Raw genomic sequence first — 18,428 nt, forward strand, 5'->3', positions numbered from 1 at the left:
GCTTATTCCGTCAGCGCCGATAACGGCAACTCATACTCCTTCACACGGTCCACGATTCCATCCGGAAAGCGGCGGATCTTCCGGTCGCGCCCGGCGTACAGAATCTGCTGATAGCCTTGCGACACCTTGCGCCCATCGACGCAAAAGCGGAACAGCAGGTACGCCGAGCATTGCCTCACTTGCACCGTGTTCAGGTAGCAATCAACCCGCTGAAACGGAAAAGTCTCATGCACGTATTCCTGGTGCGCGCGCTTGGTCACGAACATGCCGTCCGAGCCGAGCAGGTTGTCGTGAATGCACTCGTGGAACCACCGCTCGCGGCAAACGCCTTGCCACTCGAAATAGCGGGCGAAATACGTGTTCATGAACGCATTCGAATCTTTTAGATAGATGTCGAACGAATGGACAAAGGTTTTCGGCGAATCCATTACCAGCGGGCTGTCCGAAAGATGAGCATTGCCACGATTCAAAGCGTGAGGGATAGCTTCTCGCATCAACATACGATTTTCCTTTTACAGGAACGGCTGCTTGTGGCAGCCACACATGCCGGCCAGCACGGCGGGCACATCCCATTCTCTTGGGGAAATGGCTGATATGGCTATTCGCGCGCAACAAGAGCCCGCAATTCGTGCGCGGCTCGCACGACGGGGCCCTGGTGAACGGACCATCAGTCCGACGACAGTGTTGATGCAGCGATTCTTTTATTCAGTGGGTCAGCCAACAGAACAAATCGAACTGCGACGCCGAATGCGGGAATGGGTATGAGCGAGCAGGAAACCGGCTTTGAAGCGCGTTTCAGCTTTAATGACCGATTGACAAACGGCGTTTATCGAAAGCGCATACATCACGCGGCAATTGCCGTTCACACCGCCTGGGCTTTTGCGGACAGAAAGCGGCAGACTTCGCCATGCATCGCCTGCACACCCGGGCTCGATTCGATAGCGCGCCAGCACCCATGCACGAGTCCTGTGCCGATCCACAGGTGCGCTTCTCCGCCTGCAGCCAGAATGCGTTCGGCGAACACACGGGCGTCGTCTCTGAGCGGATCGTGTTCGGCGCCTATCGCAAGCGTGGGCGGAAGGCCGTCGTAACGCGTGGCGTCGAGCGGGACGGTCCACTGGGGGTATGGCGCCGTTTCGCCCCAATACATGTCGCGAAACGCATGGACGTCGGTGAGCGTGAGCATGGGCGCTTGCGCTTCGGTATCGCGTGAGGGTGGCTGCGGGTCGGTGCCGAGCATCGGATAAATCAGCGCAAGACCGTTTATTCCTTCAATGCCCTCGTCGCGCAATCGCATCGCCACGCTGGCAGCGAGCGTGCCGCCGGCGCTATCGCCCGCGAGTTGCAGCGTGGCGCCGGCAGGCGAATCGAAGGGCAGCCGCCGTTCCAGCGCGACGAGCGTGATCTCCATGCAGTCGTCATGCGCGGCCGGTGCGCGATGCTCGGGCGCGAGCCGGTAATCGACGGCGATCACATCGAGGCCGGTATCCGCGGCAAGGCGCGCAGTGATGACCTGATGACTGTCGAGCGAGCCAAGCACGAAGCCGCCACCGTGGAAATACAGCACAGTGCCACGCGGCATCGCGCCCGCATTTGCACCGTTGCGATACAGCCTTAGCGCAATCGGATGGCCTGTCGCGGTCAGGAATTGCGCGTCTTCGGTGACGACCTCTGCCGGCAAAGGCGGAGTGAGCGCAGCCGCGTAGCGGTCGTAGATTTCGCGCTGCTCGCGCGGCGTCAACGAAGTGCTGTGCCCCGGATAGATCGCGGCGGCTCGCGCGATAAATTCAGCCATCTGCGGCTCAAGCATGCTGGCTCCGGCTACGTTGTGCGGCGGCGGGCAGGCCGATCATGCGGCCCGCGTAGGTTGCGGGCGGCAACGCGGCATGGGCGTCGGCCAGTTCCCGCACGCGAGCGGCTACGTCGGCATCGAACGCGACCGAGCGCGGCCCGCTCGTGTCGACGTGCAACAGCATCTGCTCGCCCGCGGCGACCGGCGTGTCGCTGCCGTCGGCGAACATCTCCAGGTAGAGTTGCAGCCGCTTGGCGTCGCACCCGAGCACGCGCATATCGACACGCACGCGCGTGCCTTCCTTGATTTCGTGCAGATAGTTGATGTGCGCTTCGAGTGTGTAGATCGAGCGCCCACGCTCCTTGCGCACGGCGTCTGGCAAACCGATCTGGTCGATCAGCTGGTCGGTCGCAAAGCTGAAGATCAGCATGTAGAACGCGTCGCGTAGATGGCCGTTGTAATCGACCCATTCCGCGCGCACCGTGTCGCGATAGCAAGGCAGGGCAGCGGTTTGCAGCATGGTGCGGAGTCTCCTTGTCTGATTCGTCGCCTGCTTCGCGCTTTGCGGCGTACATGGCGGAAGCGGCGCGGCACGGTGCGGTGCCGCGCATTGCGAGGCTCGCGTCAATCCGCAGGCGTCAGTCCGTGCCGCGCCTTGGCTTCGCCGATTGCGGCCAGCACACTCGTGATGCAGTCGTCGCGATAACGCTCCAACTGCTTGATCGAGCGCGGGCCGACCTGCTCGGCGGTGCCGTCTACGACGCGGTCGATCAGTTCGCCGGTCAGCTTCGGCGCTATCAGTTTAGTCCACGGCAGCTCCAGCGCGGGACCGAACTGCTGCATGAAGTGGCGCATGCCTGCATCGCCGCCTGCAAGGGCGTAAGTAAGGAACGTGCCCATGAACGACCAGCGGATGCCGGCGCCGAAGCGGATGGCGTCGTCGATCTCGCCGGTGGTCGCCACGCCTTCGTTGACCAGATGCAGGGCCTCGCGCCACAGCGCTTCGAGCAGCCGGTCGGCGATAAAGCCGGGCACTTCCTTGCGGACGTGCAGCGGGCGCATTGAAAGCGAGCGGTAAATGTGCAGCGCGGCGTCGATGGTTTCGGGCGCCGTGCGCTCCCCGCCGAGCACCTCGACGAGCGGCAGCAGATACACCGGATTGAACGGATGTCCGACGATGCAGCGTTGCGGATTCACAGCCCGCGCGTAGAAATCGCTTGGCAACAGGCCCGAAGTGGACGAAGCGATGATCGCGTCCGGCTTCGCGGCGCGGCTGATCTGCTCGTGCAACGCGAGCTTCAGTTCTTCCCGCTCGGGCGCGCTTTCCTGAATGAAGTCGGCGTTCGCGACACACGCTTCGATCGTATCGACGAAGCGCAGTCTCGACTGCGACGCGCCCTCGGCGAGGCCGACGCGCTGTAGCGCGGGCCACGCATTGGCGACCTTCTCGCGCAACTGCTTTTCTGCGCCCGGTGCGGGGTCCCACGCGATCACATCGAGCCCGTGCGCGAGCGCGCGCGCCACCCAGCCGCTGCCGATCACGCCCGCGCCGATCGCGGCAAATGTTTTGATATCGACGATCACTGCCATTGCTGACGTTTCCTTGTTTGCCTATGAGTTCTTCGATGCCCTAGCCGTTCGTGAGCATGCAACGCCGCACGCTTAAACGTATTCCCCAGCCACGCGCCGTTCGAGTTGCCGTTCTCCGCGCGCGGGCAGGCCGAGCTTGCGCCGTCCTTCGGCGGGTGTGAGCGCACGTCCGCCGAGGCGTTCGATGATTTCCACCGCGCGCTGCACGAGCGTGCCGTTCGTTGCGGGCACACCCTTATCGAGCCAGATGTTGTCTTCGAGACCGACTCGCACATGGCCGCCGAGCAACATCGCCTGCGCGACCATCGGCATCTGCATGCGGCCGATGCCGAAACCTGCCCATTGCGCGCCAGGCGGCAGGTTGTCGGCCATGGCTTTCATCGTCGTGGTGTCCGCGGGCGCGCCCCACGGAATGCCGAGGCAAAGTTGAAACAGCGGCGGCGCGTCGAGCAGGCCTTCCTTCAGCAATTGTTTTGCGAACCACAAATGGCCGGTATCGAAAATTTCCAGTTCTGGCTTCACGCCGAGTTCCTGAATGCGCGCCGCTCCGGCGCGCAGTTGCGCGGGCGTCGAAACGTAGATGTAGTCGCCATCGCCGAAATTGAGCGTGCCGCAATCGAGCGTGCAGATTTCCGGCAGCAACTCTTCGACGTGCGCGAGGCGCGTGAGGCCGCCGACCAGATCCGTGTTCGCGCCGAAGCGCATAGGATCTTCGCCCGGACCGATTTCGAGATCGCCGCCCATGCCCGCCGTGAGGTTGATGATGACGTCCGTGCCCGACGAGCGAATCCGGTCGACTACCTCGCGATACAACTGCGGATCGCGGCTGCCGCGTCCGGTTTTCGGATCGCGCACATGGCAATGGGCGACGGTGGCGCCCGCTTTCGCCGCTTCGATCGCGGCCTCGGCGATCTGCCTGGGCGTGACAGGAATGGCGGGATGCTTGCCGACTGTGTCGCCCGCGCCGGTGACCGCGCAGGTCACGATGACTTCATGGTTCATGCGTACTGGTTCCTGTAGATGAAAGTGTCGCGACTCGCGCGCTGACTCATAGCCCGAGGTAGGCCTTGACCGCGGGCAAACCGTCCTTGCCGTCGTAGGTCTTCACGCCGGCAAGCCATGCGTCGAGTACTTGCGGGTTTTTCTTCAGATAAGCCTTCGCGGCATCGGCGGGCTTTTGCTTGTTCATCACCGATTGCATGACCAGGTTCTCCAGTTGCGTGGAGAAGCGCAGGTTGCTCACGAGCTTGCCCGCGTTCGGGCAACGCTTCAGATAATCGGGCGACGTGAGCGTATAAACGCGCGCTTCGCCGTCGTTCGGACCGAATACGCCCTCGCTGCCGGACAGGTATTTCATGTCGATCTGAATGTTCATCGGATGCGGTTCCCAGCCGAGAAACACCACCCATTTCTTGTCGCGGATCGCGCGGTCCACGGAAACGAGCATGCCCGCTTCGCTCGATTCAATCAGCTTGAATCCGCCGAGACCGAACTGGTTGGTGGCGATCATTTTCTGAATGGCTGCATTCGCGCTGCTGCCGGGTTCGATGCCGTAGATCTTGCCGTCGAGTTGATCGCGATGTTTGGCGATGTCCGCGAATGTTTTGAGGCCCGCGTCATACGCATAGGCCGGCACCGCGAACGTCGCCTTCGCGCCCGTCAGATTGGGCGGCTGCAACACCTGGATCGACTTCGACTCGACGAACGGCGCGATGGCTTTTTCCTGCACTGGCCACCAGTAGCCGAGCGACACATCGAGCTGCTTGCTCTTCAGGCCCGCGAACGAAATCGGCACGGAGGCGACGGTAGTAATCGGCTGATAACCGAGCCCCTCGAAGACGGTGGACGCGAGGGCGGTTGTCGACGTGATGTCAGTCCAGCCGATGTCCGCGAAATGCACGGCGCGGCAGGCGGCCGGATCCTGCGCGAACGCAGGCAGCGCGGCAACGGCGGCGGCGAATGCGGCCGCGAGGTACGCGAGACGGGCCAGCCGCGTTTTGATGCGTAATTCCATGACGTTCCCCTATTGACGCTTGTGCGCGTTCAACCGCGCGTTGTCGAATGGACCGCTTACCGGTAAGGCTGCAAGGCACGGCTGCTATCTCACGGAATCGCCCGCCTCGATGCCCTAACGTTAATGCCCCATATTGCCGCCAAAGCGACCGTCAGCGACCCGTTCTTGCTTCCACGCGACAACAAGGGAAAACCAGCATGCGCCGGCGTGGCCTTGCGATTGAAATGCAGCAATCGGCTGGGAGATTTTTGGCACGCCTTGCCCGCCCGCGACGCGCTTGCTACGCTCGCCCGGAACCGCGGGGCGGCTTGCGCTTGCCGCTTTCGTCTCGCATCTTCGTCTTCGCATCTGACCGGGTCCCGCGCAATGCCTGAAGAGATATCGTTCCTGCTGCTGCCTGGTTTTTCGGCGATCGGCTTCATGTCGGCGGTCGAGCCGTTGCGCGTTGCCAATCGCTTTCGCGGCGAGCTGTACCGCTGGCGCATCGTGAGCCTCGACGGCACACCGGTCGCAGCCAGCAACGGCATCTCGATCAACGCCGACGCGGCAATAGCCGAAGTGAACGATGCGCGGCTGCTCTTCGTCGTGGCGGGCTTCGAGCCGCTCGCCTGCTACACGCGCGAACTGGCCGAGTGGCTCAGGCGCCTGGACCGGGCGGGCGCGACGCTCGGCGGGATAGACACGGGCAGCTTCGTTCTGGCGGAAGCGGGGCTGCTCGGCGGCGAGGACAACGTGACCGTGCATTGGGAGGCGTTGTCGGCGTTTCACGAGCGCTATCCGTCGCTGAATGCGAGCCAGGAACTCTTCGAGATCGGCGCGCGGCGCATTACATGCGCAGGCGGCACCGCGTCGATCGACATGACGCTCGACCTGATCGGCCGCAAGCACGGCGCGGCGCTGGCCTCCGCGGTGTCCGAGCAGTTCGTGGTGAGCCGCATCCGTCAGCGCTCCGACCATCAACGCATGGAGATCGCCGCGCGCTACGGCGTGCACAACCGCAAGCTGATTCAGGTGATCGGCGTGATGGAGCAACACATGGAAGAGCCGTTGACGCCCGACCGGCTCGCGCAGGAGATCGGCGTGACGCGCCGGCAGCTCGAACGGCTGTTCTGCGCGTCGCTGAAGGACACGCCGACGCACTTTTATCTGCAGTTGCGCCTTGCTCGCGCGCGTGAGTTGCTGCAGCAGACCGACATGTCCATTACGTCGATTTGCGTCGCGTGTGGGTTCGAATCACCGTCGCACTTCTCGCGGACGTATCGCGCGCGATTCGGCGCAAGCCCGCGCAGCGACCGTCAGGTGACCGGCGGTCTCGTGTCGAGGAACACGCTAATCAGCGCGCACGCCGCCGAATTATCACAATTACGACAACAGTGAATTCTTTCATCTGGGGTTTACCCTAGGTTCCTCGCCTCCTAAACTGTGTCCATCTGCTGAAGACGAACCGCCTTCAGCACAGCACAAAACAATCTCTGGAGGTAGTAATCATGAAATCCCTGATCGAAGCTGCTGTTATCGCTGCACTTATTTCCGCACCGCTCGCCGCTTTCGCGCAATCGAACCAGCCGGTCACCCGCGCACAGGTCCGCGCCGACCTGATCCAGCTGGAGAAGGCGGGCTACAACCCGGCAACGTCGAACGACTACGATTATCCGGCAAACATTCAGGCTGCCGAAGCGCGCGTCGCCGCGCAAAACGGTGCGGCTCAAACGAGCGGCTATGGTTCGGCAACGAACGGCTCGTCGCAAGCCGGCAACCGCGCTGAAGTGACGTCGAGCTCGTATTCGGCTCCGGTGTACGTCGGACAGTAACGGAATAGCGGCGCGGCGCCTTTCGCCGCGCGAAAAAAAACGGCACGTTTTTGCGTGCCGTTTTGCATTCAGATGCCACCCACGCACATGTACTTGATGACCACGTAGTCGTCGATGCCATAGTGCGAGCCTTCGCGCCCCAAGCCTGACTGCTTGACGCCGCCGAACGGCGCGACTTCGTTCGAGATAAGTCCTGTGTTGATGCCGACCATGCCGTACTCCAACGCTTCGGCCACACGCCAGACGCGTCCGATGTCGCGGCTATAGAAGTACGATGCGAGGCCGAACTCGGTGTCGTTGGCGAGCGCGATTACTTCCTCGTCCGATGAAAAACGGAACAGCGGCGCAAGCGGACCGAAGGTTTCGTCGCGCGCCACTTTCATGTCGGGCGTGACATCCGCGAGTATGGTCGGCTCGAAGAAGCCGTGACCAAGCGCATGACGCTTGCCGCCCGTCACAACGCGCGCGCCTTTGGCGAGCGCGTCTTCGATATGCGACTCCACCTTGAGCACCGCTGCCTCATTGATCAGCGGACCCTGCGTGACGCCTGCCTCGATGCCGCGGCCCACTGTCAGTTGCTCGACGGCGGCGCGCAGCTTCGCGGCGAACGCGTCGTACACCTTGTCGTGCACGTAGAAGCGGTTCGTGCAAACACAGGTCTGGCCGCTATTTCGATATTTCGATGCAATCGCGCCGGCCACTGCGGCGTCGAGATCGGCGTCGTCAAAAACGATGAACGGCGCGTTGCCGCCCAGTTCGAGCGACACCTTTTTTACCGTCGGCGCGCACTGCGCCATCAGCAGACGGCCAACGGGCGTCGAGCCGGTGAACGACAGCTTGCGCACGATCGGATTGCCGGTCATTTCCGCGCCGATCGCTTTCGGCTCGCCCGTCACCACGTTGAACACGCCGCGCGGCACGCCCGCGCGTTCGGCCAACACGGCGAGCGCGAGCGCGGAAAGCGGCGTCGCTTCAGCCGGCTTGACGATGATCGGGCAGCCCGCTGCGAGCGCCGGACCGACCTTGCGCGTGATCATGGCGGCCGGAAAATTCCACGGCGTGATTGCCGCGCAAACGCCGACGGGTTCCTTCGTCACGACAATGCGCTTGTCGTTCGCAGGAGTCGGAATGGTGTCGCCGTTCACGCGCTTGCCTTCTTCCGCGAACCATTCGAGGAACGAGGCCGCGTACTGGATTTCGCCCTTTGCCTCGGCAAGCGGTTTGCCTTGCTCAGTGGTGAGAATGAGCGCGAGGTCGTCGGCGTTCTCGAGCATCAGGTCATGCCATTTGCGCAGGATCACGGCGCGTTGCTTGGCGGTGCTTGCGCGCCATGCGGGCCATGCGGCGTTGGCGGCGTCGATGGCGCGGCGCGTTTCCGCGGTGCCCATGCGCGGCACCGTCGCGACGACTTCGCCGGTTGCGGGATTCACGACTTCGAAGGTAGAGCCGTCGTCGGCGCCTTGCCATTCGCCCGCGAGATACGCGTGGGACTTCAGCAGAGTCGGGTCTTTCAGAGTGAGCGTGGTCATTGGGCGTTTCCTCAAGCTGCGACAGCTACGCTGTCCTTGATGACGTCTTCGAGAATCGCAAGCGCTTCGTCAAAGACCGCGTCCTCGATCGTCAGCGGAAACAGGAAGCGCACCACGTTCGAATAGACACCGCACACGAGCAGCAGCAAGCCGCGTTCGAGCGCGCGTGTCTGCACGCGTTTCGTGAATTCAGCGTCGGGTTCCGTGCTGCCTGGCTTGCAGAACTCGACGGCCACCATGCCGCCGGGGCCGCGCACGTCGGCGATTTGCGGCGCCTCGTTTTGCAGCGCGATCAGCTTCGCCTTGACGCGGTCGCCGAGGATCGTGGCGCGCTCGCACAGCTTCTCTTCGTCAATGATGTCGAGTACCGCAAGCGCGGCGGCCACCGCCAGCGGGTTGCCCGCGTAGGTGCCGCCGAGCCCGCCGGGCGCGGCCGCATCCATGACGTCGGCGCGGCCAATCACGCCCGACAGCGGCATGCCGCCCGCGAGACTCTTGGCAACCGTCATCAGATCGGGCACCACGTCGTAGTGATGCATGGCGAACAGCTTGCCGGTGCGGGCAAAGCCGGTTTGCACTTCATCGGCTATCAGCAGAATGCCGTGCTCGTTGCAGAGCTTGCGCAGCGCGCGCACGAACTCGGCCGGCGCGGGATAGAACCCGCCTTCACCCTGAACCGGTTCGAAGATGATCGCGGCAACCCGTTTTGGATCGATGTCGGCCTTGAAGAGGAATTCGATGGCTTTCAGCGAATCTGCCGTGCTCACGCCGTGCAGCGGATTGGGGAACGGAGCGTGGAATACGTCGGAAGGAAAAGGACCGAAGCCCGCCTTGTACGGCGCGACCTTGCCGGTCAGCGCCATGCCCATCAGCGTGCGGCCGTGAAAGCCGCCGGTGAAAGCAATCACGCCCGGACGGCCGGTCGCGGCGCGTGCAATCTTGATCGCGTTTTCAACGGCTTCCGCGCCGGTCGTGAAAAACGCGGTCTTTTTCGGATGATCGCCGGGCGCGCGCTCGTTGAGCTTTTCCGCGAGTTCCACATACGACGCATACGGCACGATCTGATACGCCGTGTGCGTGAAACGGTCCAGCTGGTCGCGAATGGCGGCGACGATTTTTGGATGACGATGGCCGGTGTTGCACACTGCGATTCCGGCAGCGAAGTCGATGAAGCGGCGACCCTCCACATCCCATAGTTCCGCGTTCTGGGCACGCTCTGCATAGAAATCGCACATCACGCCGACGCCGCGCGGCGTGGCGGCATCCTTGCGGCTCTTCAATTCTGCGTTCTTCAGGTTCATCGCGTGGCTCCTCTGTGTCGGCGGACGCCGCGCGTCGCGCGGCACATGAAGCGACTATAGTGAGATTTGGCTCTTAGCTTCAGAGCCATTTAAATGAAAACGTTGGAGCCAATTGGGGGCGCTGAGGAGAAGGGCAGCGCCTGCATGAGTACGCCAGGCGAACTTCGGGTTTAAGAGTGCGCGGTTCCGAAGCGGCAACTTGCCAGCGCAAGGTCGCGCAGCCGCACGCGCATCAAATGCGAATCAGCACCGCACCCAACGTCACCAGTGCGCATGCAACGATGCGCCGCGCAGTAAGCTTTTCGCGCATGAAAAGCCAGCCGATCAACACCGCGAAGATCGAGCTCAACTCGCGCAGCGCGGAGACCATCGCAATGGGCAGATAACGGTACGCCTCGATGATCAGGCAATACGCGACGAGCGCGAGCGCGCCGGACGCCATGCCCTTGAGCACCACCGAGCGGCCGATGAAAAGCCCTTTGGCGCCGCCGCGCCAATGCCACGCGAGCAGAAACTGCGGCACGTTCCAGATCAGATAGACCCACATGATGTAGCTCAGGCCATTGCCTGCGACGCGCGCGCCGATTCCGTCGACGACCGAATATGTCGCGATGAAAAATCCCGTCAACAGCGCGAACGGCACGCTCTCGCCGGAGAAGCGCATGCCGCGGCGAAACGCGAGCGAGACAATCCCGATCGACACCAGCGCGACGCCGATCGCGGCGAGCGGTTTGAGCGATTCATGCGCGAACACCAGCGCGCCGACGAAGACGAGCATCGGCGACAGGCCGCGCGCAATCGGATAGATCTGCCCAAAGTCGCCGCTTCGGTAAGCGCGGATCAGCGCCAGCAAATAGCCGTACTCCAGGACCACCGACGCAAAGATATACGGCCACGCGGCAGGCGCCGGCAGCGGCAAGACGATCACACCGACCGCGCTCACGGCGATGTAGGGAATCGCCATCATGCCGAGCAGCCACACACGGTCTTCGGACAGATGCAGGAAGGCGTTCCACGTGGCGTGCAAAAGCGCCGACAGCAGGACCAGCAGGACGACAAGGGTTTCCATCGAAGGTCAGGACAAGGTTGGCTGGCCTGACTGCCGGCCGCAAGCCCGTGATTATTCCAGCAGAAGACGCAAATGGACGAGTGCACGACCAGAGTGAAGGGGCTTTATGGGGAAAAACGAGGCGATTTGTGGCGCGCTGGATGACGTCATGATGACGTCCATGCGACGTCCATGCGACGTCCATGCGACGTCCATATGACACGCGTATGTCAGCATTTCCTCGCTGCGCAGCCGTCATGCATGCCGGCCTGCGGCCAGGCTATATTGCTTCATTCGCCGTGCCGTCCCCGACACCCAGCACTCCTCGCGACGCCCCCATGCAGCCTTTGAGCTTTCTTCCCGACAGCTTTGCCGAGTACGAAGATCTCAAGGCGATCCTCGATCAGGGCAGTGCGAGCTTTGCGATCCGCACGCTCTGCGAGACGACGGTGCGCGGCCGGCGTTTCGGCGTGCATGTCGCGAGCATCGGTTCGACCGATCCGCGCGCGCCGGCCATCGGCTTCTTCGGCGGCATTCATGGACTCGAGCGAATCGGCTCTCAACTCGTGCTCGATTACATGCGCGCGCTGCTTGCGCGGCTCGAATGGGACGAACTGCTGGTCCGGCAACTTCAGTCGATTCGCCTTATCTTCGTGCCGATCGTCAATCCGGGCGGCATGTGGGCGGCCACGCGAGCCAATCCGAACGGCGTCGACCTGATGCGCAACGCGCCGCAAAATGCGGACGAGCGCGTGCCGCTGTTGGCGGGCGGCCAGCGCGTCGGCGCCTGGCTGCCGTGGTATCGCGGACGCCGCGGCGCTCCGATGGAAGCCGAGGCCGCCGCGCTGCTGCAGGTAGTCGAAACGGAACTGGCCGCGCGGCCCTTGAGCATCGCGCTCGATTGCCATTCGGGTTACGGCTGGAACGACAGCATCTGGTTTCCGTATGCGCGCACGCGCAAGCTGATGCCGCATCTGCCGGAAATGTACGTGCTGAAAACCATGTTCGAGCGTTCGCATCCGCATCATGGATATACGTTCGAGCCGCAGAGCCATCAATATTTGCTGCACGGCGACCTGTGGGACTTCGCGTACGACCGCGCGCCCGCGCCCAACGTCTTTCTGCCGATGACGCTCGAACTCGGTTCGTGGCTATGGATCAAGAAGAACCCGCGGCAGTTGTTCTCGCGTCAGGGAATCTTCAATCCGGTGAAGGCGCATCGCACAGCGCGTGTTTTGCGGCGCCACGCTAACCTGCTCGATTTTCTGGCGCGCGCCGTTTTTTCGGCGCAGCGCTGGCTGCCTCAAGGCAATCGCCGCGAGCAATTGCTGCAAAGCGCGATCGATCACTGGTACGGAGCGGACAACGCATGAGCAAGTGGATCTTGCTGCGCGGACTGACACGCGAGACACGTCACTGGGGCCGTTTGCCCGATGTGTTACTTGAAGCCGCGGGCGCTTCGGGCGTGAGCCTGATCGACTTGCCGGGCAACGGCGAATTTGCGCACTTGCGCGCGCCTGCGACCGTCGCCGGGATGGTCGACTTCGTGCGCATTGCTGCCGTGCAAGAAGCGGCGGACGGCACGGGCGCGGTCGGCACCCGCCCAACGGACATAACCACGCGCGGCCCATTCAACGTGCTGGCGATGTCGCTCGGCGGCATGGTCGCGACTGCCTGGGCCCAACGGTACCCCGACGAAATCGGGAGCCTTGTGCTGATCAACACGAGCATGCGTCCGTTCAGCCGCGTACACGAACGGCTGCGTCCGTCCGCATGGCCGGGTCTATTGACAATCGCCATGCATTGGAACGACGCGGTGCGCGCCGAGTCCGCCATTCATCGATTGACGTGCAACAACGTCGATACCCTTGAAGCCGATCTTCAATCATGGAGCATGATTCGCCGCAGCGCGCCGGTGAGCCGCGGCAATGCGTTGCGCCAGTTATCAGCGGCGGCGCGCTTTACCGCAGGCGCGGCCAAACCGGCTTGTCCGCTGCTGATTCTGTCTTCGCACGACGACCGGCTCGTCGATCCGGTTTGCTCCGCGAAGCTGGCCGCAGCGTGGGGCGCGCGTCATCGCGAACATGCATGGGCAGGCCACGACCTGCCGCACGACGATCCCGCGTGGGTCGGCGAACAGGTGAGTGCATGGCTTGCGCATGAAGCCGTTGACGCGGACCGCAGGCGGCAAATGGCGATTGCGCGCTTGCAGCATAAAGCCGGGCAGCGGGTATAACCTAAGTCGGTGCATGGGTCGCATTGCGGCGTGCAGGCGCATAATCCTTGTTCAAACGATGCATGCGATCCGGGCGATACCCGCCACTGCCGACAGCCGGGGAGTTCATCATGCAAGCAAAGAACGAAGAAGCCGTCACGCACTTGCTGAACGATGTCGTCGAGTTTGCACGAGGGCGCTTGCCCGAGCCGACGTTTCACATCGTCGAGCCCTTTCTGCGGCACTACTACGATTTCGTCGACGTCGACGATCTGCAAAGCCGCTCCATTCTCGATCTGTACGGCGCCGCGCTCGCGCACTGGCAGACCGCGCAGCGCTTTGTGCCCGGCAGGGAAAGGCTGCGCGTCTACAACCCGATTCTCGAGCAGCATGGCTGGCACTCCGATCACACGGTAATAGAAATCGTCAACGACGATATGCCGTTTCTGGTCGATTCCGTTTCGATGGCGGTCAATCGGCAAGGTCTCGCGCTGCATTCGGTCGTGCATCCGGTGTTTCGCATCTGGCGCGCGCCTGATGGCGACATCGCGCGTGTGACGCAGGGCGCGGAAGAAGCTGCCGACACGCGCTCGCAATTGGCCTCGTTCATTCACTTCGAAGTCGACCGTTGCGGCGACGCGGCGAAACTGGACGCGCTGCGCGACGACATCGCGAAAGTGCTGCGCGACGTGCGCGCCGCGGTTGAAGACTGGCCGAAAATAGTGGAACTCGCACGCGTCACGATCAAGGCCATGAAAGCCGGCGAGAGCGGGCCGGATGCGATGGAAGCGCGCGCGTTTCTCGAATGGATGGTCGCCGACCACTTCACCTTTCTCGGCCACCGCGACTACGAACTCGTGCAGCAGGGCACGGGCTACGGACTGCGCGCGGTGCCCGGCTCGGGCCTCGGCATCATGCGCGATGAACTGCGTGCAACGGATGGAGCCGCACCGACGCCAGAGGTGACGGTCTTACCGCCGGCCGCTGCCGAAGTCATTTCGAGCGCCTCGCCGATTTTTCTGACCAAGGCCAATTCGCGGGCAACCGTGCATCGGCCCGGCTATCTGGATTACGTAGGCATCAAACTGGCGGGTGCTGACGGCAAGGTGGTCGGCGAGCGGCGCTTCATTGGCCTCTATACGTCGACCGCGTATTTTGTGTCCGCGGCCGAGATTCCGATCGTCCGGCGCAAGTGCGCGAACATCGTGAGGCGGGCCGGATTCTTGCCGAAAGGTCATCTGGCGAAATCGCTCGTGACAGTGCTGGAAACGTATCCGCGCGACGAACTGTTTCAGGCCGACGAGAACCAGCTCTACGATATCGCGCTCGGCGTGCTCCGTTTGCAGGAGCATCAGCGCACGCGCCTTTTTGTGCGGCGCGACCGCTTCGACCGCTTTGTGTCGTGTCTCGTGTTTGTGCCGCGTGACAAGTACAACACCGATTTGCGGCAACGTATCGCCAATCTGCTCACTGACGCATTCAACGGAGCGAGCGTCGAGTTCACGCCGCTGCTTTCCGAATCGACGCTCGCGCGCATTCACTTCGTCGTGCATGCAAAGCCGGGCGGCATGCCCGATGTCGATACCCGCGAACTCGAAGCACGTCTCGTGCAGGTCTCGCGCCGCTGGCAAGACGATCTCGCCGATGCGCTGCTCGACGCGTTCGGTGAAGAGCAGGGCAATCGTCTGCTGCAGCACTACGCGGATTCGTTTCCGCCCGGCTATCGCGACGACTATGCCGCGCGCACGGCGGTGCGTGATATCGAACTGATCGAGCGCGTGCAGGGCAGCGAGCGCCTCGCGATGAACCTGTATCGTCCTATCGAAGCCGGGCCGCGCGCATTCCGCTTCAAGGTCTATCGAGCGGGAATGCCGATCGCGTTGTCGCGCAGTTTGCCGATGCTCGAACACCTGGGCGTGCGTGTCGATGAAGAGCGGCCGTATCTGATCGAAGCGCTGGGCGCGACGCCTGCGTGGATTCACGACTTCGGGCTCGAAGTGGTCGACGACGCCGAGTTCGATATCGAACGCGTGAAAGATCTTTTCGAAGATGCGTTCGAGCAGGTGTGGACCGGCGCGATAGAAAGCGACGACTTCAACCGCCTCGTTCTACGTGCGCAACTGAGCGCGCGCGAAGTGACGATACTGCGGGCGTACGCGAAGTATCTGCGTCAGGTGGGCTCTACTTTCAGCGATGCGTATATCGAGCGCGCGGTTACCGGCAATCCCGCGATTGCGCGCATGCTGGTCGAACTCTTCATCGCGCGCTTCGACCCGTCATTGGCCGGCACGCGTGAGGCGCGCGTGGAGAGCTTGCTGAAGACGATCGACAGCGCGCTCGACCAGGTCCCCAATCTCGACGAGGATCGGATACTGCGGCAGTTTCTCGGCGTCATCAAGGCCACGCAACGCACCAACTATTACGTCTTCGATGCTGACGGAAAGCCGAAGCCGTATCTATCGTTCAAGTTCAACCCTGCGCAAGTGCCCGGCTTGCCGGAGCCCAAGCCGATGTTCGAGATATGGGTCTACTCGCCGCGCGTCGAAGGCGTGCATTTGCGCGGTGGACGTGTGGCGCGCGGCGGCTTGCGCTGGTCGGACCGCCGCGAGGATTTCCGCACTGAGGTGCTGGGTCTGATGAAGGCGCAAATGGTGAAGAACGTCGTGATCGTGCCGGTCGGCTCGAAAGGCGGCTTCGTCGTGAAGAACCCGCCGCCGCAATCGGAACGCGATGCCTGGATGCGCGAAGGCATTGCGTGCTATCAAACGTTCCTGCGCGGTTTGCTCGATCTGACCGACAATCTCGCGGGCACGACGGTCGTGCCGCCGCGCGACGTAGTGCGGCACGACCCCGACGATCCGTATCTGGTGGTCGCCGCGGACAAAGGCACGGCCACGTTCTCCGACTACGCGAACGCGATCTCGCAGGAATACGGTTTCTGGCTCGACGACGCGTTTGCGTCGGGCGGCTCGGTCGGCTACGACCACAAGAAAATGGCGATCACGGCGCGCGGCGCCTGGGAGTCTGTCAAGCGGCATTTCCGCGAAATGGGCGTCGATACGCAGACGATGGACTTCACGGTGGTCGGTATCGGCGATATGTCCGGCGACGTGTTCGGCAATGGCATGCTGTTGTCGCCGCATATCAGGCTCGTGGCCGCGTTCGATCATCGACATATTTTCCTGGACCCGAATCCCGATCCGGCAGCCAGCCTTGCCGAGCGCGGACGTCTCTTTCTTCTCGATCGATCGAGTTGGGCCGACTACGACCCTTCGCTGATTTCAGCGGGCGGCGGCGTGTTTCCGCGCACGGCCAAGACCATTGCTCTTTCGCCGGCCGTGCAATCGGTACTCGGCATCAGCGCAGCGGCGCTGTCGCCGGCCGAACTGATGCGTGCGATTCTGCATGCGCCCGTCGACCTGCTCTACAACGGCGGCATAGGCACGTATGTGAAGGCATCGCGTGAAACGCACCTGCAGGTTGGCGACCGCGCGAACGATGCGATCCGGGTGAACGGCGCGGACTTGCGCTGCAAGGTCGTAGCCGAAGGCGGCAACCTGGGGCTCACGCAACTGGGCCGTATTGAGTTCGCGCAGCGCGGCGGCCGCATCAATACCGATGCAATAGACAATTCGGCAGGTGTCGACTGTTCCGACCATGAGGTCAACATCAAGATTCTGCTGGGACTCGTGGTGGCCGACGGCGAGATGACCGACAAGCAACGCAACGCGTTGCTTGCCGAAATGACCGACGAAGTCGGCCTGCTCGTGTTGACGGACAACTATTACCAGACTCAGGCGCTCTCGATTGCAGGCCGTTATGGTGTCGAACTGCTCGACGCTGAAACGCGCCTCATGCGCTATCTGGAACGCGCCGGTCGCCTGAACCGCGCGATCGAGTTTCTGCCGAGCGACGAAGAAGTGGCCGAGCGGCAGGCCGCGAAACAAGGACTCACTACGCCGGAGCGCGCGGTGCTGCTCGCGTACAGCAAGATGTGGCTGTACGACGCGCTACTCGATTCTTCGGTGCCCGAAGACCCGCTCGTCAGCGACATGTTGATCGAGTACTTCCCGAAACCTTTGCGCCAGCGCTTCAGCGAGCCGATGCAGCGTCATCCTCTGCGCCGCGAAATCCTTGCGACTCATTTAACCAACGCGTTGGTGAACCGCGTGGGGTGCGAGTTCGTGCATCGGCTGATGGAGGAAACCGATGCGCAACCCGGCGACATCGTGCGGGCCTGCATCATGGCCCGCGATGTGTTCGATCTCGACGATGTGTGGCGCAGCATCGACGCGCTGGATAACCGCGTCGCCGACGACGTGCAGGCGCGCATGTTCGTCGAGGTCGCGCGGCTCGTCGAACGATCGGCGTTGTGGTTCCTGCGGCATCTGTCGTCGCCGGGCGTGAACAGCGACGATGTGACCGGTCTGCTCGCGCGTTGCCGCGACGCCGCGCAGCGTCTCGCGCCGCAGTGGCCCGGTTTGTTGCCGGCTGCCGATCTCGAAGCGCTATCCGAACGCCAGCGGGTGCTGGTCGACGCCGGCGTTGATAGTGAACTCGCGGTGCGCATTGCGAGCGGCGAGATTTCAGCGGCGCTGCTCGACATCGCGGAAGTGGCGTCCACGTGCGAGCGCAAGCTCGAACTGGTGGCGGGTGTGTACTTCGTGCTCGGCACGCTGCTCAACTACAACTGGATCAGCGAACGCGCGGCTGCGCTACCCGCGCCGTCGCACTGGGACATGCTGGCGCGCGCGTCCGCATTGGCCGAACTTGCGCGACTCAAACGCGCGCTCACGATGAGCGCGCTTGCGAGCGCCGACGACGCGGCCACGCCGGACGCGCTCGTTCAGGCATGGCGCGACAAGCGCGCGACGCAGCTCGAGCGTTATGCGCGCCTGCTTGCCGACCTGAGGGCCACTGGCGGTGCGAGCCTGTCGATGCTGCTGGTGATTGTTCGGGAAATGGCCGCACTCGAGAGGGCATGAGCATTGCATGGAGGAAGCGGTAAAGAAAGGCTGACCAAATGTCCACGCACGCGGTGCGCATAGCACCGCGGTTGGACGCACGCTGCCCGGCATGTCCATAATACGGATTCCCGGCACGTGAAAGCCTTTTGAAAATCGACCAA

At 62.9% G+C, this 18,428-nt stretch carries 14 protein-coding genes; 5 read left to right on the forward strand and 9 right to left on the reverse strand.

What is annotated here, in order from left to right; genetic code table 11:
• Window positions 1-2: 2 nt before the first annotated feature.
• The 6 genes from BCA01S_RS14820 to BCA01S_RS14845 form a co-directional block, all read right to left on the reverse strand.
• The gene (locus BCA01S_RS14820; RefSeq protein ID WP_020068209.1) at window positions 3-500 is read right to left on the reverse strand and encodes an acyl-CoA thioesterase; all 498 of its coding nucleotides are present in this window, start codon (window positions 498-500) and stop codon (window positions 3-5) included.
• Window positions 501-862: 362 nt separating this feature from the next.
• Window positions 863-1,810, reverse strand: a complete 948-nt coding sequence (locus BCA01S_RS14825; protein ID WP_027777572.1) for an alpha/beta hydrolase — start codon at window positions 1,808-1,810, stop codon at window positions 863-865.
• Window positions 1,803-2,312, reverse strand: a complete 510-nt coding sequence (locus tag BCA01S_RS14830) for a thioesterase family protein (RefSeq protein ID WP_027777573.1) — start codon at window positions 2,310-2,312, stop codon at window positions 1,803-1,805. Before BCA01S_RS14830 ends, BCA01S_RS14825 begins: the two co-directional genes overlap by 8 nt.
• Before the next feature lie 104 nt (window positions 2,313-2,416).
• The gene (locus tag BCA01S_RS14835) at window positions 2,417-3,382 is read right to left on the reverse strand and encodes an L-carnitine dehydrogenase (RefSeq protein ID WP_027777574.1); all 966 of its coding nucleotides are present in this window, start codon (window positions 3,380-3,382) and stop codon (window positions 2,417-2,419) included.
• A gap of 72 nt (window positions 3,383-3,454) precedes the next feature.
• The gene (gene cdhC, locus BCA01S_RS14840) at window positions 3,455-4,384 is read right to left on the reverse strand and encodes a 3-dehydrocarnitine:acetyl-CoA trimethylamine transferase CdhC (protein ID WP_020068213.1); all 930 of its coding nucleotides are present in this window, start codon (window positions 4,382-4,384) and stop codon (window positions 3,455-3,457) included.
• A 46-nt stretch (window positions 4,385-4,430) separates the two neighbouring features.
• A complete protein-coding gene (locus tag BCA01S_RS14845) occupies window positions 4,431-5,396 on the reverse strand; it encodes a choline ABC transporter substrate-binding protein (RefSeq protein WP_027777575.1) in 966 nt (321 codons plus the stop codon).
• A gap of 366 nt (window positions 5,397-5,762) precedes the next feature.
• Between BCA01S_RS14845 and BCA01S_RS14850 the strand changes: the two genes are divergently transcribed.
• Window positions 5,763-6,773, forward strand: a complete 1,011-nt coding sequence (locus BCA01S_RS14850) for a GlxA family transcriptional regulator (RefSeq protein ID WP_027777576.1) — start codon at window positions 5,763-5,765, stop codon at window positions 6,771-6,773.
• 110 nt (window positions 6,774-6,883) lie between these two features.
• A complete protein-coding gene (locus tag BCA01S_RS14855) occupies window positions 6,884-7,207 on the forward strand; it encodes a DUF4148 domain-containing protein (protein ID WP_027777577.1) in 324 nt (107 codons plus the stop codon).
• Window positions 7,208-7,275: 68 nt separating this feature from the next.
• Here BCA01S_RS14855 and gabD read toward each other — a convergent pair whose 3' ends face one another.
• The 3 genes from gabD to BCA01S_RS14870 form a co-directional block, all read right to left on the reverse strand.
• Entirely contained in the window at window positions 7,276-8,736 is a 1,461-nt protein-coding gene (gene gabD / locus BCA01S_RS14860) for an NADP-dependent succinate-semialdehyde dehydrogenase (RefSeq protein ID WP_027777578.1), read from the reverse strand.
• A gap of 11 nt (window positions 8,737-8,747) precedes the next feature.
• Window positions 8,748-10,037: a 4-aminobutyrate--2-oxoglutarate transaminase gene (locus BCA01S_RS14865; protein WP_042318663.1), complete on the reverse strand. Its 1,290-nt coding sequence runs from the start codon at window positions 10,035-10,037 to the stop codon at window positions 8,748-8,750.
• A 232-nt stretch (window positions 10,038-10,269) separates the two neighbouring features.
• Window positions 10,270-11,106: an EamA family transporter gene (locus BCA01S_RS14870; RefSeq protein WP_027777580.1), complete on the reverse strand. Its 837-nt coding sequence runs from the start codon at window positions 11,104-11,106 to the stop codon at window positions 10,270-10,272.
• Window positions 11,107-11,423: 317 nt separating this feature from the next.
• Between BCA01S_RS14870 and BCA01S_RS14875 the strand changes: the two genes are divergently transcribed.
• From BCA01S_RS14875 to BCA01S_RS14885, 3 genes are all read left to right on the forward strand, one after another.
• Entirely contained in the window at window positions 11,424-12,458 is a 1,035-nt protein-coding gene (locus tag BCA01S_RS14875; protein WP_027777581.1) for a M14 family zinc carboxypeptidase, read from the forward strand.
• Window positions 12,455-13,321: an alpha/beta fold hydrolase gene (locus BCA01S_RS14880; protein WP_027777582.1), complete on the forward strand. Its 867-nt coding sequence runs from the start codon at window positions 12,455-12,457 to the stop codon at window positions 13,319-13,321. The genes BCA01S_RS14875 and BCA01S_RS14880 overlap by 4 nt, the downstream gene beginning before the upstream one ends.
• Window positions 13,322-13,431: 110 nt before the next feature.
• Entirely contained in the window at window positions 13,432-18,285 is a 4,854-nt protein-coding gene (locus tag BCA01S_RS14885; RefSeq protein ID WP_027777583.1) for an NAD-glutamate dehydrogenase, read from the forward strand.
• The last annotated feature ends 143 nt before the right edge of the window (window positions 18,286-18,428 follow it).

It is taken from the genome of Paraburkholderia caledonica NBRC 102488 (genome assembly GCF_000685095.1).
Lineage (GTDB): Bacteria > Pseudomonadota > Gammaproteobacteria > Burkholderiales > Burkholderiaceae > Paraburkholderia > Paraburkholderia caledonica.

Excerpts from the sequence above, each read along its gene's own strand:
- cdhC (WP_020068213.1), bottom strand. The coding sequence starts at position 4,384 with ATGAACCATGAAGTCATCGTGACCTGCGCGGTCACCGGCGCGGGCGAC.
- BCA01S_RS14850 (WP_027777576.1), top strand. The coding sequence starts at position 5,763 with ATGCCTGAAGAGATATCGTTCCTGCTGCTGCCTGGTTTTTCGGCGATC.
- BCA01S_RS14880 (WP_027777582.1), top strand. The coding sequence starts at position 12,455 with ATGAGCAAGTGGATCTTGCTGCGCGGACTGACACGCGAGACACGTCAC.
- BCA01S_RS14825 (WP_027777572.1), bottom strand. The coding sequence starts at position 1,810 with ATGCTTGAGCCGCAGATGGCTGAATTTATCGCGCGAGCCGCCGCGATC.
- BCA01S_RS14845 (WP_027777575.1), bottom strand. The coding sequence starts at position 5,396 with ATGGAATTACGCATCAAAACGCGGCTGGCCCGTCTCGCGTACCTCGCG.
- BCA01S_RS14835 (WP_027777574.1), bottom strand. The coding sequence starts at position 3,382 with ATGGCAGTGATCGTCGATATCAAAACATTTGCCGCGATCGGCGCGGGC.
- BCA01S_RS14865 (WP_042318663.1), bottom strand. The coding sequence starts at position 10,037 with ATGAACCTGAAGAACGCAGAATTGAAGAGCCGCAAGGATGCCGCCACG.
- BCA01S_RS14830 (WP_027777573.1), bottom strand. The coding sequence starts at position 2,312 with ATGCTGCAAACCGCTGCCCTGCCTTGCTATCGCGACACGGTGCGCGCG.
- BCA01S_RS14820 (WP_020068209.1), bottom strand. The coding sequence starts at position 500 with ATGTTGATGCGAGAAGCTATCCCTCACGCTTTGAATCGTGGCAATGCT.
- gabD (WP_027777578.1), bottom strand. The coding sequence starts at position 8,736 with ATGACCACGCTCACTCTGAAAGACCCGACTCTGCTGAAGTCCCACGCG.
- BCA01S_RS14875 (WP_027777581.1), top strand. The coding sequence starts at position 11,424 with ATGCAGCCTTTGAGCTTTCTTCCCGACAGCTTTGCCGAGTACGAAGAT.
- BCA01S_RS14885 (WP_027777583.1), top strand. The coding sequence starts at position 13,432 with ATGCAAGCAAAGAACGAAGAAGCCGTCACGCACTTGCTGAACGATGTC.
- BCA01S_RS14870 (WP_027777580.1), bottom strand. The coding sequence starts at position 11,106 with ATGGAAACCCTTGTCGTCCTGCTGGTCCTGCTGTCGGCGCTTTTGCAC.
- BCA01S_RS14855 (WP_027777577.1), top strand. The coding sequence starts at position 6,884 with ATGAAATCCCTGATCGAAGCTGCTGTTATCGCTGCACTTATTTCCGCA.